This window comes from Paenibacillus sp. BR1-192 (assembly GCF_029542445.1).
GTDB lineage: Bacteria > Bacillota > Bacilli > Paenibacillales > Paenibacillaceae > Paenibacillus_AQ > Paenibacillus_AQ lautus_A.
Genome location: NZ_CP120718.1, coordinates 6905884 through 6921561 on the forward strand (window position 1 = coordinate 6905884; position 15678 = coordinate 6921561).

At 51.1% G+C, this 15678-nt stretch carries 13 protein-coding genes; 2 read left to right on the forward strand and 11 right to left on the reverse strand.

All coding sequences use genetic code 11. The features are described from left to right. Positions 1-99: 99 nt before the first annotated feature. The 9 genes from P0X86_RS31700 to P0X86_RS31740 form a co-directional block, all read right to left on the reverse strand. Entirely contained in the window at positions 100-1581 is a 1482-nt protein-coding gene (locus tag P0X86_RS31700; RefSeq protein ID WP_277747330.1) for a cellulase family glycosylhydrolase, read from the reverse strand. A gap of 13 nt (positions 1582-1594) precedes the next feature. Next, a complete protein-coding gene (locus P0X86_RS31705) occupies positions 1595-2419 on the reverse strand; it encodes a MerR family DNA-binding transcriptional regulator (protein ID WP_277747331.1) in 825 nt (274 codons plus the stop codon). 4 nt (positions 2420-2423) lie between these two features. Next, on the reverse strand, positions 2424-3827 hold the full coding sequence (locus tag P0X86_RS31710; RefSeq protein ID WP_277747332.1) for an MFS transporter: 1404 nt from the start codon (positions 3825-3827) through the stop codon (positions 2424-2426). Between the two features lie 232 nt (positions 3828-4059). Then, positions 4060-5211: an ABC transporter permease gene (locus P0X86_RS31715; RefSeq protein WP_277747333.1), complete on the reverse strand. Its 1152-nt coding sequence runs from the start codon at positions 5209-5211 to the stop codon at positions 4060-4062. Continuing rightward, positions 5211-6329, reverse strand: a complete 1119-nt coding sequence (locus P0X86_RS31720) for an ABC transporter permease (protein ID WP_277747334.1) — start codon at positions 6327-6329, stop codon at positions 5211-5213. Before P0X86_RS31720 ends, P0X86_RS31715 begins: the two co-directional genes overlap by 1 nt. 29 nt (positions 6330-6358) lie before the next feature. Further along, positions 6359-7294, reverse strand: a complete 936-nt coding sequence (locus P0X86_RS31725) for an ABC transporter ATP-binding protein (RefSeq protein ID WP_277747335.1) — start codon at positions 7292-7294, stop codon at positions 6359-6361. Between the two features lie 208 nt (positions 7295-7502). Next, positions 7503-8627 carry a sensor histidine kinase gene (locus P0X86_RS31730; RefSeq protein ID WP_277747336.1) on the reverse strand — a complete coding sequence of 375 codons (1125 nt, stop codon included), beginning with the start codon at positions 8625-8627 and terminating at the stop codon, positions 7503-7505. Continuing rightward, positions 8624-9277: a response regulator gene (locus P0X86_RS31735; RefSeq protein WP_213580776.1), complete on the reverse strand. Its 654-nt coding sequence runs from the start codon at positions 9275-9277 to the stop codon at positions 8624-8626. The genes P0X86_RS31730 and P0X86_RS31735 overlap by 4 nt, the downstream gene beginning before the upstream one ends. A gap of 205 nt (positions 9278-9482) precedes the next feature. Continuing rightward, the gene (locus P0X86_RS31740; RefSeq protein WP_213580777.1) at positions 9483-10661 is read right to left on the reverse strand and encodes a YhgE/Pip domain-containing protein; all 1179 of its coding nucleotides are present in this window, start codon (positions 10659-10661) and stop codon (positions 9483-9485) included. Between the two features lie 168 nt (positions 10662-10829). On the opposite strand from P0X86_RS31740, the gene P0X86_RS31745 reads away from it, so the two are divergent. Next, entirely contained in the window at positions 10830-11441 is a 612-nt protein-coding gene (locus tag P0X86_RS31745) for a TetR/AcrR family transcriptional regulator (protein ID WP_096775684.1), read from the forward strand. A 77-nt stretch (positions 11442-11518) separates the two neighbouring features. Here the strand turns inward: P0X86_RS31745 and P0X86_RS31750 are convergent, their stop codons facing one another. Further along, positions 11519-12568: an NAD(P)/FAD-dependent oxidoreductase gene (locus P0X86_RS31750; RefSeq protein ID WP_096775683.1), complete on the reverse strand. Its 1050-nt coding sequence runs from the start codon at positions 12566-12568 to the stop codon at positions 11519-11521. Between the two features lie 324 nt (positions 12569-12892). On the opposite strand from P0X86_RS31750, the gene P0X86_RS31755 reads away from it, so the two are divergent. After that, positions 12893-13768, forward strand: coding sequence for an ABC transporter ATP-binding protein (locus P0X86_RS31755; protein WP_277749109.1), 876 nt, complete (start codon positions 12893-12895; stop codon positions 13766-13768). 336 nt (positions 13769-14104) lie between these two features. On the opposite strand, the gene P0X86_RS31760 is transcribed toward P0X86_RS31755, so the two are convergent. After that, complete coding sequence (locus P0X86_RS31760) at positions 14105-15655, reverse strand: BCCT family transporter (protein ID WP_096775681.1); 1551 nt, start codon at positions 15653-15655, stop codon at positions 14105-14107. Positions 15656-15678: the final 23 nt, after the last annotated feature.

The following is a 15678-nucleotide window of genomic DNA, read 5'->3' on the forward strand; positions in this document are numbered from 1 at the left end:
ACGCTCTTTAGTCTGTCCCACCTCGCTTTCACCCTATGGTTCTTCTTATTCCCGACTTATTTATTGGAATGCCTGCCATGACTTGTGGCCCTCTTGAGATTACCTCCCTATCGTAATCGTAATCTTATTCCCTTGATCAGGAACGGTGATCGCCAAGTGGCCGCTCTTCGAATCCGGGAAAGGGCGCAGCTCGATTTGATAGGCGTCCGTACCGGCAACCGCCACGTCGTTCGTGGATATCGACTCCAGATGGGGATGGTAAATCAATGTCTCTCCAACGGATGAAACGAATTCTATACTTAAACTGCCGTTATCATGATCATAACGGTATGCTGTAAGCACGCCGGCTGTCGCTTGCGGATACGCGCGATTCAACGCCTTGGCATATGGGGCTTCCTTGAAGCCGTCGCACCAGCACCAGTATGTATTGCTCCAAAGATAGCGCTCGAATATCGCAATGATCTGCCTGGAGAGCTGAAAGGTTGCCGGATGCTGGGAGAAGGCCCCCCATTCCCCGACCAGGAGGGGCACGTTCAATCGTTCCTGCACCTTGCGATGGGTAGCAAAAATCAGCTGGACGCGATCCTGATTGTAAATGTCATAATGCTCCGTATCGACCACCAAATCATAGCCGTGCGGTGCGAACACCTGATGGTGTAAGGTTTGACCGGCTGAATCCTGCACAAGCTGCAAGCCGGACTCGATCCCCATGTTCGAAAAATAGCTCGTTTCCAGCATCAAAAATCCGTCCGGGGAAACGGAGCGAATGGCTGCCGCTGTCTTGTCGAAAAAGGGCGCAAGAACCTCCCGTTCGAAGATTTGCGATGCTTCTCTGGCGCTGTCAACGAGTATGCGATACGTATCCATCTCTGCCATCCCGGCAAGAACCTCCAGCCTCTTTTCCTCGTCAAACCAGAGTCCGGCAAGCTGCTCCATGTTCGGGTCGGCTATTCCCATCACATGCCCCGCATATGCGCCAATGATGGTGCCGAGCACCTCCTGTCCGCTTGTTCCGGGGTACGGCTCGTTCATCATGTCATAACCGATGATATTCGGGCAATCAGCCATAAATTGTGCCGCATGCTTCCACATCGCTGCATAGTGATCCTGCAGGCCGATCCCGTCGGAAGCGGGCGTATTCCGCCAGAAGTGATCCAGAGCACGGTTCACAGCCGGACTTTCCAGGTAGGCGTCACTCCAAATATGACCGGTAACATGAGGAAGATCATCGGAGAGTGTCGCCCATGCGGGAGCCCCGTCGCCGTATAGCAAGCTGTACAAATCCTGATGCATATCCAGAAAAACATAGAGATCATGCTGCTCAGCCCATACAACTTGCTGCTTGATTCTGTTCAGATACGCATCGTCGTAGACCCCAGGCTCCGGCTCGACGCCATCCCATATTAAACCTAGACGGACCACGTTAAAGCCTTGATCGCGAAACCACGCGAACAGAGAGGCATCACAAGGCTCAACATATCCTTTTGCCTTATCCTTGCATACGAGATTGATGCCGTTCAGGATCACTTGAGCGCCGTCTTCATTGAAGAATCGTTGTCCGTCGATCATTAATTTTTTCATGTTCTGCTTCCTCCTACCGTTCTTCTACCGGAATGTAAATTTCAATGTAATGATTGTCGTACTGGTTATAAAGATTGACTTCAAGAGAATGATCCGCGATCTTTAGTCCGCGATTGTTAATGAAAGCTTTCATCTGATCATAGTGATCATCCATCTTGGCATAGTCGTCCCTGCCGATAATCACGCATTTTCTGGCACAGTAGCGAGGCTCTAGTCTCTGAAAGACGGAAGAGTCATCCTCCATCGGGAAGGTGGACAGAATGCCATTGTACAGGTAATTGTGATAACGGCCTGCGTTAAGGTTATCTTGGGACACAATCGATATGGTATGGCAGAATGCAAGCCATTCCTTGGCATTGATTCTGCGTATCTGCTGCTGCGCTTTGCTCCCGAGTCCCTGATCACCGCTCTCCATGATTGAATCGGTAAGGAGCACCCAGCACGGGTGGCTTAGTACAAGCTCAATGACCTCCGTGTTATCGAACCGTTGCAGCTGGACATCCAACACTTCCAGCTTGTGAGACAAATGTTTCAAATAAGTCCGCTGGCGATCGATGTCTTGCCGCTTGTCGGAGAGCAGCCTGCGCATAGCGTTTAGGCTGTTGTCCCGAAGCAGCGCTTGGATTCGCTCGATCGACACATCCATTGCCCGCAGCATTCGAATCGTGATAAGTGAATCGAACTGCTCAAGATCATAATAGCGGTACTTGTTCGCGTCCCGATTGCGGGAATGAAGGAGTCCGATCTTATCGTAATAACGCAAGGTATCGATCGGGATATCCAGAATTTTGGACACTTCGCCAATCGTAAAATTCAAATTTAACGCCGATTCCTTCACATCTTCACCCCCCTCTTCTAGCGTTATTGCTGAACGCGGAGATGTCATCCTCTTTTTTCTTATCAAAAGGGTACAACGCCAGCGGAATTAATCCGAGGAGAAAAGCGGCCAGCGGAATCAAGCCGGTTGCTACCCGAATGCCGAGCATGGCGGACTCGGACTGTTCCGCCGCAAGACCGTCATATCCGTATGCTCCGATCACATTAATGAAGATAACCGTTTGCAGGCTGGAGAAGGCGACCGTGAATAACGAGAACAATCCGTTAAACAGCCCGGTTTTCCGTACGCCGGTCGTGCGTTCATTCTCGTCGATGAGCAGCGCCCCGACCGGAGATATTGCCGTTCGAAGATAGTTCACAGCAAAAACGATCAGAACGTAGGATGCCGCCGCGGTCCATATGCCGTCAGCAAGAAAGATCCCGCCGTATCCGAGCACCACAAAGATGGTCCCCAGGTATACACTCTTCTTCGTTCCATATTTTTTGACGATAGATCCCATGACCGGCAAGAACAGGAGCGCAATCACATGCGTACTCACATCGATGACGGTAGCTTCGATGCCCGTTGATTGCACAACGCTGTCCATGTAGTAGAGAAACGGCGTAAAGTAGAAAAACACGGGGCCAGTGACAATGGAAAATATAACGAAGGTTAAGAAAGGCCTGGATTTGATGATCTGCCAGGCTTCTTTGTAAACCTCTTTTGTATCGATATGCTGCTTATCCAGTGATTCGTACATTAACGCATCTTCTCTCAGTCCCCTCAGGGCCCAGGTGAAGAATATCGCTTCCGCCACGATTACGGCAGAGAAGATCGGGATGATAACCTCCTGCTTTCCGTCCCCGACGAGCAGCAGCGTCGGAATCAAGGTGATTAGAAATGACATCGCCTGGGATAAATAGTTCTGGATCACACCAACATCGATGCGTTCCTCCTTGGTTGGAGCCGCGATCAGCATAAACGATTGATAGGCTATACTGTAAGCGGTTGCGGCCGTGTCGTAAATAAACAACAACGCAGTATACAGCAGAAAGATCAACCACTGATCCCATGCCGGATTCGACAGCATCATGAGGAAGGAGGCAACGATCATGAACGGCACCGTCACTCTCATGATATAGACGTATTTTCCACGCTGCGCGCGATGCCTCATTCGGTCGATCCATACGCCAAGCACCGGGTCGTTGATCGCGTTCCAGATGTTATAGATAATATACACCCAAGCGACATACTTCGGACTGAGGCCGATGATATCCGTGTAATACTTCAAGAACACATTGTGGATGAGCACTCCCCCGACTGACAGGATCGGACCAGGAAGAGCCAGACGCCATTTCTCCCCTAGAGTCAATCCGGTAGCAGTGAAGCGAAAGGCTTGCCGCAAGGCACTTCGCGCTTTACCTAACATTAACCATCCCCCGATCGTTCAACGTTTCAACCAGATCCTGTATCTTGAACTCATTGTAAACCATGGAGTAACTCCAGATGAAATAGCTTTGTTCATTTTTTCCAATAGATTTTTCGCCGGAAGAACGGGTTCAGATGAATGAAAAAAAGGAGCCTTGCTGTTCAAGCAAGCCCCTGATCGCTTATAGCCGGCCATCCTATGTGCAGAGTACAAGGAGACCCTGCCATTAAATTTAAATATAGCTCTGCGTATCTCTATTTCTTGCGAACTTGTAGGTTGCAATCAGCGATAAGGCCAAGGCAAAAGCCAGCAGAATCGCCACGTTCAGAATCACGTCGTTCAGGCCGCTTCCTTGCTGAAGCTTGCCGAACGTATCGAGCAGCCAATACTGCGGCAGGAAATCGGCGATTCGCTGAATCGCTTCGGGCATCACGGAGAGCGGGAATACACACCCCGCCAGCAGCGATGTCGGCATGATCACCATCGTCTGGATTCCGTTAGCCATCATGGTGCTGTCCGAGAACGCGACAATGACCTGCGATAAACTAACCGCGACCAGAGCGAACAGCGACAGAATCAGAAACATCTGCCATAATGGAATGCCTGGCTCGATATGAAAGAACCGGGTCATGACGAACAAGGTGGCCGCAATCTGGATTATCATCAGAACGACATTCACGATGGCATTCGAGAAGACGTAACTGCGGGCCTTAATAGGCGACGATAAGAGTCTATAGTACGTACGGTTCTCGCGATCCCGGATCGTCAATGCCGATAGATTCACGGCGGAGAATAACATGAACACAACCAAGTAACCGATCGTCCGGTTGGTCATATCATGATTGGCCGATTGATCCGCAACCGTACTCGTGGACAATTGAAACGTAGAACTGCGGTAACCGCTGTATAATTCGTTAAACGCGGCGGCGTCGCCGCCCGCTATAACCCCCATGGATGAAATATTCTGGACGTACGCGTTCAAATACGATTGGACATACCCCGTAACCTGAGCGCCCTTAATCGATTCGATCCGGACCGGCTCGGGTGTCCCCTGAATTACGCCTTTCGCAAATCCCTCGGGGAAGATCAGCACCGCATCCAGCTCACCCGACACAACCAAGTCATCCGCTTCCGATTCCCTAATGACCGATGCCTCGGTATGCTCCAATTGAGCAACAAAATCGATCGTATCTTGCGTGACCTTCTGTTCGATATCGTGGTTCACGATGCCAAGGGTAACGGAGGTATCTCCGGAGCCCTTGTAGATTAAGGTGGATAGCAGAATGCCGACAATGGGAAGCGCAATAACGAACAGCAGATTTTTATAATCCTTCAACGAGGTCAATATCGTCTTTCGAATGAGCCAGAGCATATCCTTCAACATTACAGCCCCTCCCTTCTTCGCATCGAAATCATGGCTACGGCCAGCAGCAGGATGGAAAAACCGATATTCAGCATCATTGCATGCATGGCTGCCGACCCACTGCCTGAATAGATGAGCTGCAGCAGAGCTTCATTGGACCAATGCAAGGGAGAATACGTTGCAACCTCCCTCATGAATCCCGTTGTGCTTGCAACCGGCGTATATCCGCCGCCAAAGAAGGCAGCCAGTTGAATTATGACCATGATGACAGCTCCGGCTGCATTGCCTTTCAGCACATAACTGATGCCGAGCCCGAGGCTGAGCGCAAACAGGATCTCGGTGAACAACACCAGGAATACCATGATGGGGTTCTCCCCCCAATAGGCATTGAACATATATTTGCTGATCAGCACAACGATGATGACAAATACGGCATTGATTGCGAGCGTGCCCGTTATTTTTCCGGCAAAAATCTCGGCTTTCGTCACCGGTGAGGCCAACAGGCGCTGTGCGGTGTTTCGCTTTCGCTCACTATCGATGAGTCCGCCTGCCGTCAAGGCGCTGTACAGGATGATCATCGTGGTGACCGCAATCGAAAAATAATCAAGCGAACCCGGCTGCCTCGCTCCCTGTATGGAAGACTCCAGCACATAGCTCCCTCCATCATCAACAAGCGGCTTGCTCTCATATTCCGGATCGATCTTTGCGGCTTCGGCTGACAGCCGGTACCGGTCGGTGAACGCGGACAGCATCCCCTGCACAATCCCGTTCTCCAGGCTGCTGCGGCTGTTTCCCTCATATCGGATGCCTTGGCCGTCCATTTCCACGTAACCGGTGTAGCGGTTGTTTCTCACTTCCTGACCTCCATCCATGCCTTCCTCGACTTGCTCAAAGACCATGCCCGATGAGCGCTCCGCCTCCTGCATGAAAACCTGCCATTGCTCCGTAAGCGCGGGTTCTGCTCCATTGTTATGGTATAGCACCCGAATGTCTCCAATCGTGGTACTGCCGTTAAAAGCATTCGAAAGCGCCGTCCCTAGGATCAGAATGAGCAGCACCGGAGTTGCCAGCATGAATACCAGCATCTGTGGCTCCCGGACGATCTTCATCTCCTTCAGCGCGATTCTCAGTACGTTCATGTACTTCCACCTCCCTCTTCCTAGGTCCGCTAATCCCGAAGGCTCCGGCCCGTCAACGTCAGGAACACCGTTTCCAAACTCGGCTCGGACGCTTGAACGGAACGAATTTCAATGCCTTGCGCCATGAATTGCTGTATGATTTTATTCAGGTTATTGACTCCTGCGTCGGAGCTGATGTGCACGATATTCTCCTTCACTTCAACCGATTTGACGCCCGCGACCTCCTTCAACTTGTTCGCTTCAAGATGGGCGGTCGTTTGCACTTCGATCCCGATATCCTTCTGGTCCGTAATAATGGCCTTCAGCTGTGCCTTCGTGCCCTCCGCTATGATCTTGCCGTGGTCAATAATGGCAATCCGGGTGCAGAGCTCCTCCACTTCCTCCATATAATGGCTCGTATACAGGATCGTGCTGCCCATCTCGTTCAGCTTCCTGACCGAGTTTAGGATATAGTTCCTCGATTGGGGATCGATGCCGACGGTCGGCTCATCCATGATGATCAGCTTCGGTCTGTGGGCAATCGCGCAAGCGATATTCAGTCGTCTCTTCATGCCGCCGGAGAAGCTTTTCGGGTACGTCTTATGTTTGTCGCTAAGTCCGACGAAGGTAAGCGCCTCTTCGGTCCTGCTCCTAAGCTCCGATCCTCTCAGTCCATACAATCCGGCAAAAAAATGAACATTCTCATATGCGGTCAGATCCTCATAAATCGCAACCTCCTGCGGAACCATGCCGATCTGCTGCTTCGCGAACTTTCGATGCTTCGTCAGATTCTTGCCCAGGACATGAACCTCTCCCTTGGTCATGGGCATGAGCGACGATATGATATTGATGGTTGTGCTCTTGCCTGCTCCGTTCGCGCCCAGGAAGCCGAAAATCTCGCCTTCCCGTATGTTCAACGACAGCTGGTCTACCGCTATGAAATCCCCAAACTTCTTCGTGAGCCCTTTGATCTCCAGCACGTTCATACGTTTTTCGCCTCCATATTCCATCCACGCATCAGCCGGTGGACTTGATCTGCATTTATCGTACGAAAAAAGGATGCCCTTGCGATAGTGCACAAGTTCATCCTTACCCATGAGAATATTCATGTTATTGATGATCCAAATCTTCACCCTTGTGGGGAATGTCTTGTTTGACCCGATATCCCTAACCCGCCAAATGCGCTTACCAGCTTTAGCTATAAGGAATTAGAGTGGTCACCGAGAAACCGCTCGAGCCATCCACGATCACGGTTCCATTCACGACCGCGGCGCGTTCCTCCATGCCTATGATCCCAAGGCCCTTGATTACCTTCTGCATGCCCTTGCCGTTGTCGCTGACCTTGGCCTTGATCATGGTGCCCAGAACTTCGATATGTAACGAGACTGCCGTTGCATTCGCATACTTCATCGTATTGGTTAACGCTTCCTGGGTGTTATCCTGAATGATTTTCCACTGAAGCGGCGTAATCACATCCATATTGCCCTCATGCGTTAGTACGGTCTTGATCGAGTGCTGGGCGGAGAACTCCTCCAGAAACAAACGCATTCGGTTGATGCCGAGCTGCTCCGTCGGAGGCTTTACGTTCTTTAGAACCAGCCTGATGCTCTCAATGCCTTCTTTGGAGATGGATATGGCATTCTGCAGCAGCTCGGCGGATTTGTCCGGATTCGATGTCATCAAGCGCTTGGCCGCTTCCATCTGAATCAACGCTCCCGTCATGGAGTGCCCGATCTTGTCATGAATTTCCTGGGACAGCCGATTTCGCTCTTCCAGCTTGAACATATATTCAAACTGCCGGATGTACTCATTATTTTCGCTCAGCCGCTGGGTCAACCGATCCAGTTCGCGATGCATCTGCTCGTTCTGCTCCTGGTAGGATGCGGCCCGGTTAACAAAGGTTCTGAGCATCGTAAGATAAATATAGGATAATACGGATGTATAAACATAGGGCATGACGAGCCACTGAGGCACGATAAACGCTGGAACCAGCAAGGGGATCAGGATCATCCAGCTCCTGCGAACGTAAAGCGACAACAGCTCGTACAGATTCACGGGAAGCAGCATGAACAACAGCGGATGGATGTAGAGTGAGGAAGCCGCGACGACAAGAACAGCAAGCTGCATGAGGTACAATTGTATATTCCGGTTCTTGAAAATATAGACGGATACATTAACGGACAGGTAGAGAAGAACGGCTAATATATACCACGGGGTTATCCCATGGCCAGATGCATAAGACTGGCCGATAACATACAGGAACAGTATGGCTTTTAACCCGATGATCCACGATTCGGCATAATTTCGGCGTTCGCTCACTTATTCACTTCCCCCGTCAGATAAAAAATCGCAATTTGGGTCCGATGCTCAAGACCCGTCTTGCTGAGAATCGAAGTAATATGATTGGCAATCGTGCCTTCGGAAATAAACAGCTTCTTCGAGATTTCCTTGTTGGCGAGTCCTTTGGCGATGAGGGCCATAATATCCAGTTCCCTTTCGGTGAAAAGGCTTCGGTCGAACTTGTCTGCCTTGTCTGTCTTATCAGGATTTCCGGGAGACAGCCCGGATTTGATTTTATCCAGTACGACGTCCTGCAGCACATGATGGCCGTGGTATACAGTTTTGATCGCATCGCGAATCCGTTCCGGGTCGTTATTCTTTAGCAGATAACCCTTGGCGCCATTCAGGATCGCATCGGTAATGTATTCATCGTCGTCGAACGTCGTTAAGATCAGCGTCTTGGTCTTGGTACGCTCCGTGAGCTGTTTCGTGGCCTCAACGCCATTCAGGTTCGGCATCCGGACATCCATCAGCGCCACATCCACTTCATGCGCTTCGCAATAGGCGACCGCTTCTTGTCCGTCTTCAACGGTTGCCACCACGTCGAACTCATCAAACGTCGCCAGAATGATCTTCATGCCTTCCCTGATAAATGAGTTATCGTCCGCAATGATCACTTTAATCTTCAATTTACGCTCACGCTCCCTTATTCAGGATTATACAGGCTGCCATCCTGAAGAACGATAGTATTTTATTCACTTGAATAAAGGGAGCAACGTCCTGATGCTGCGACTTTGGCCATGATCCCTTCCACATGAACCGGTCGGCTTGAGCAAACTATAAAAAAGCAGTGCAGGGATAAACCCCGCACTGCTTAGGCGCCAACCTATTCTCTTAAGAAGCGGCCATCGATTTTCTTGGGTCTGAACGACTCCCTTTCTTGAATGTCGAGGCCAGCAGCAGAACAAGAAAACCTCCGGCTATGAACCACATTACCGCAGAATGCGAAGAAGATGGCGCGTACCCGTCAAAATACATCACATCCCGGAGAGCGGAAGCGGCAAATCGCAGCGGCGTCCAGGAGTACAGCCAATCCTGCGTCGCCTGCGGCAGAAACTCCGGCGCCATATTGAGAAGCGGCATCGAGAAGAACATCAGGAGCACCAAGATGCCCATGGCCGGTAGCCCGATCCAGTTCAGCAAGGTCGACTGAAGAAGGAAAAATGCCGACCCGGCCAGCCACAGCATCAGCCATACGCTGCCTCCGTTCGCAAGCTCCATGCCATACCAGGAGGAAGCCATCCAAACCAGAAAACCGGAGACCAGACCCGCCAGCAGCAAACCGGCAGCGCCTTGCAGCACAATCGCGATTCCCCTGCTGCTGCCGTCATTCACTGCTTTCTGCAGCGCCTGGAACAGGAACACGCTAAGGATCAGGCAGCCGATCCATAGAATCTGTATCAGCATTCCCGGCGCATTGCCGCTTGCGTGGTTCGCACCTACAGGATGAACGACTTCCTCATGAACCTCGAACGGGATGAGCAGAGCCTGCGCGGTTGTGACCGGCAGCATATCCGTCTGCGAGCCGATCATGGTCAACGCCTGCTTGGAGAGCTCCGCTCCCGCCATTTTCATCGCTTGCCCCAGCATCTGTCTCACCGCAGTGGATGCCTGCGTGCTCATCCCCTCATTCGCCAGCACCTGCACCACAGCGGGCTTCGGAGCAGGCGACTGCAGCGACAAGATGCCGGCGCTTAAGTCCTCAGGCAGCACAAGGGCGCCGTAATACTTCTGGCTGTCGAGCCCTTCCCGCGCTTCCGCTTCCGAATTCACGATCTCCCAATGAATGGGCAGCTGCGAGTTTGCCTGCAGCATTCCTTTCATCATGTCACCGACAGCGAGGGTTTCGCCGCTTGGCAACTCAACCGGCTGATCCAAGGCGACAAGCGCAACGGGAAGCGACTTCGGCTTCGCTCCCGCGATCGACCCCATCATGGCTACGCCGAAGATGGCCAGCACCAGAAGGACAGCCAATGCGCCGATCCACAGCATTTTTTGTCTTAAGAACCCCATATCCACCACTCCTCGTTAATGAACAGACTGTTGATTAATGATCACAGCGTTAATTATAATGAAGGGAGTGATTTGTTCAATCATCAGCTTTCAGCGGAGTGTTCATTACTCATCAGTGTACGAGCCTTCTGTTGATTAAGTCTTCACATTCGTACTGGGGGGAATTCCTTGACAAAAAAGACGGATCGCCGGCAAATCCGGACCAATCAGCTGTTGCGGCAAACCCTGTTTGAACTTATGGAGGAGAAACGGATAGATGCCATTACCGTGACCGATATCGCCAATCGCGCCAATATCAACCGTGGTACCTTCTACCTGCATTATCGGGATGTGCCGGATATGCTGGATAAGATCAAAGAAGAGGTGCTTCAAAAGATTGAGAACATCGTGGTTCATATCGATCCCAGGGATTCCAGGGACTATGCGGAAAAGGGAGAGCCTTATCCGGCGTCAGAACAAATATTCGAGGAGCTCGTCCGGCATGCCGACTTCTTCAAGGCTATTGTCGGCCCGAATGGGGACATTTCCTTCGTTCGGCAATTCAGGGAGTTCATGAAGGAGCATATGTTTGCCAAGCATGCGTTCAGAATGCCCACAGGCGGGAATCAGATCATTCCGAGCGATTACCTGATCGCGTATATGATCTCCGCCAATATCGGCTTGGTCATACACTGGATCGAGTCCGGGATGAACAAGTCCGCAAGAGAGATGGGCATCATGATGACGCAGCTGATCAACTACGGCCCGTTGATCACTTCAGGGATTACCCAAAAACAATAAGGGCACGCAAAAAAGAGAAGCGGGGATTCCCTCGCTTCTCTTCTATCGTTACATGCATGTACACGCATGCTCGTGTTCTAATTGATCAATTGCTTCACTAATTCGCGATTGCGCTCCTTGAATACCTCGTTATGCGAAGAGACCATCGCGTACTTCCTGGCATCCGGCTCAATGAACTGCTTCGCGCTGTTCACCGCGTTCGCGGCATCCTGGAAGGCGCCCGCAATCAGGTGCAGCTTCCCGTCAAAATGCAGGATGTCGCCGGCAGCATACAGTCCCGGTATGGAAGAATTACAGCTTGCGTTGCCCGCGATATAGTAGTCATCCACCCGGTGAATATCAAGGTTGCTGTTCTCCAGCAGCGACATATCCCGTTCATAGCCATGGTTAATGATGACCTCGTCTACCGCTAAATAGGAAACTTCCCCTGTGGCATTATTGGTCAATTCTACCCGCTCAATCACCTCATGATTATCCGAAGCAATGAGCTTCGTGATCGATGTATTAAGATGGCAGGTCGCCTTACTGTTCATCAGCTGCTCGACCTGGGCTTCATGGCCTGACAATTCGTCCTTGCGATAGGCCAGGTAGACCTTTTTCGCCACAGGCTCCAGCTCGTTCGCCCAATCTACGGCTGAATTCCCTCCGCCGGACACAATGACGGTTTTGCCCTTGAAATGCTGCAAGGACTTCACGGTGTAGTTCAGGTTCGACACTTCGAACCGCTCGGCGCCTTCAATCTCCAGCTTCTGCGGATTCAAGATGCCTCCGCCGACCGCCACGATGACCGTCTTGGACAGATGCACGCCGGAATTCGCGGTATGTAATTCGAACAGTCCTTCCTCATTGCGGGCGATCGATTCAACCTTCTCGTTTAACAGCACTTCGGGATTGAACGTCAGGCCTTGCTGAACCATTTGCTCGATCAGCTTCGCGCCCGGAATCGGCGTCAATCCGCCGACGTCCCATATCATTTTCTCCGGATACACGTGAACCTTTCCGCCAAGCATGGGCTGATATTCTATTATCTTGGTTTTCATGCCACGCAGTCCACTATAAAAAGCGGAATACAATCCCGCTGGTCCTCCGCCAATAACCGTTACATCAAATATCTCATTCCCACTCATGCGTTTCACTCCCGGTCTATAAATTAAAAGGCTGTTTGTGATCACCTTGTAACGTAAATGATTATCATTATCAATTAGTATACGTTGCCTTTGCCCTTTTTACAATCAAACATTTAGAAAAAATTCATTTTGTCACAATTTCGCCTAGATGTAGGCCTGTAATATTCCACTGAACTATATATGGGTATTTTTCGGCTGAAACATGAATATTATTTGAAATTTCCATTAAGATATTTATTGACAACGGTGCGCCCTCACATTATATTTATGGATGAAATTGAGAATCATTATCGTTTGATAGCTAACTACTCTGGAGGTGAAATGATGATTCGCCTAAGTACAGATCGAATAAGCGTCGGTTATGGCGAGAATCTGATATTGAATCGTCTTAACGTAGATATTCCCGATAAAAGAATCACGACCATCATTGGGCCTAATGGCTGCGGCAAATCCACTCTTTTGAAGGCTGTTACCCGCATCATTCCTTATCAATCCGGTGCAGCCATTCTGGACGGGGAAGAAATCGCAAGGATGAACACCAAGCTTCTGGCGAAGAAGCTGGCCATTCTGCCCCAGACTCCGGAAGGTCCGGGCGGATTGACGGTGGGCGAACTCGTATCCTACGGGCGCTATCCCCATCAGCGCGGTTTTGGCCGCTTGACCAAGCAGGATATGGACGTCATCGACTGGGCACTCGAGGTTACCGGCACCCAGGATTATAAATACCGTTCGGTGGATGCCCTGTCCGGCGGACAGCGCCAGCGGGTATGGATTGCGATGGCACTCGCGCAGGAGACCGAAATGATCTTCCTCGACGAGCCGACCACGTACCTGGACATGGCGCATCAGCTGGAGATTCTGGAACTGCTCGAGAGGCTCAATATCGAACAAGAGCGGACCATCGTCATGGTTCTGCACGATTTGAACCAGGCTGCCCGATTCGCGGATTACATTATCGCAATGAAGGATGGAGATATCATTCAGGCCGGCGATCCGGAATCCGTCATTTCGCACGAAGTATTAAAGAAAGTATTCCATATCGACGCAGAGATCGGCCGCGATCCGCGCACGGCGAAGCCGATCTGCATCACTTACAATTTATTAAAAGGGGAAAAAGAGGACATACTCAAAACGGCGGAGCATAACGACAACTACGAAGAAGCTGCTCACCCCGTTTATCGTACTGCTGTTCATTCCTAGCGCTTGCGGCAATCCCGGAACCATTACATATGAGTCCGAGAACGGCCCCGCTTGAGGTACCCGCCAATTCGCCGCGCGTGAGATTGTGTTATCCTCCAACGCGGGCGATCTGCTTGCACTCGGGTCAACATGGATTTACGGATACTTTATGCCGAACTTCCAAAGCTCTCATTGCACGCCCGCGGGTGTGATGGGGGCTTTTTCGATTCTGTGTTATATGGGTTTGGTTATGGCTGCTGTCATATCCGGGCTCATTTTCATAAAAATAAAGAGGACACCGCATGAGTGCCCTCTTGAATCCAATTCTTCTGAACTTTGCTGTACCTCGCGCTTGTCTCACTTCTTCCCACGGTTTGCTGCCTCTTCGAGACGGCGAAACCGTTTCAGATCGGCTTTGCGAATCGGAAGCGGCTCTCGGCTCAGCAGCTTCACTACCGCAACGATCATCAGAAGCAGCAGTACGGTGAACGGCAATGCCGCAATCAGCGAAGCGGTCTGTAAGGCTTCAAGGCCACCTGCATACAGCAGGACGCCGGCAATGGCTGCCATCAGCGTGCCCCACACGATTTTTGCCGTTTGGGGAGGGTTCAAGCTGCCATAAGTGGTCATACTGGCTAATATATACGTTGCCGAATCCGCGGACGTTACCAGGAACGTCAGTATAAGTATAATCGCCAGCACGTTCATGACGGAAGCGAAAGGCAATTGGTTGAACAATTGGAACAGCGCCGACGTGACATCCGCGTTAACGGCTGCCGCTATCCCGGTGTTCTCGTGCAGGTCAAACCAGATGGCCGTTCCGCCGAACACGGCGATCCAGAGACAGGCAATGACCGGCGGTACAACCATCACGCCCACAATGAATTCGCGAACCGTTCTCCCCTTGGATACCCTCGCCACGAAGGCTCCCACATACGGCGACCAAGCAATGGCCCACGCCCAGTAGAATATCGTCCATTCCCGTACCCATGTGCCTTCCGCATAAGGTTGGAGCCTTAAACTGTACGAAACGAAATTCGTAATGTAGTCGCCAAGCGCTAATGTGAACGTCTCCAAGATGAATACGGAGGGTCCGCAGATAAACACAAACAATAAAAAGGCTAGCGCCATCCCGAGGTTCAGGTTGCTTAAGTATTTAATCCCCTTGTCCAATCCCGTCGTCGACGAGATCATGTAAGCGACAAAAATAATCCCCAGCATCAATAACTGCAGCCCTACGCCATTGTTAATTCCCATAATGGTATTCAACCCGCCGCTCATTTGCAGAACGCCAAGTCCGATCGAAGTAGCGATACCCATGACCGTTGCAATGACCGCCAGGATATCAATCACATTCTTGACGCTGCGCTTTGAACCGGTAACAGGCTCCAGCGCGGTAGACACCAGCCCATCCTTCTGCTTACGGAACTGTAGAAACGCAATCACAAGCCCGACTAGGGCAAACACGGACCATTGACTTATCCCCCAGTGAAAAAAGGAATAGCCCATAGCCACGCGTGCCGCTTCGACGCCTTGTGCTTCGACGCCTCCGAAGGGCGTCTTAAAAAAATGGCTCATGGGTTCGGCCACGCCCCAAAACACCAGCCCGACACCAAATCCTGCGGAGAACAGCATGCCGATCCAGGTGAAGAACGGGTACTCGGGCTTCTCCTTATCTCCGCCAAGGCGAATGGTGCCGTATTTGCTGGCCGCAACCCAGATCAGAAATATGATAATCGCAAAGATCGAGAGCATATAGAACCAGCCGAACGTATTCGTCGTAAATCTGTACAGATACCCTGCCACTTCACCGAAAGCCCCGGGCTTGACGGCCCCCAGAATAGCCAACACGGCAATAATGACAGCTGATACCGAAAACACGATATTCTTCAGTAAACTTCCTTTCACAAGCCCCACCTCAGCAAATAAGT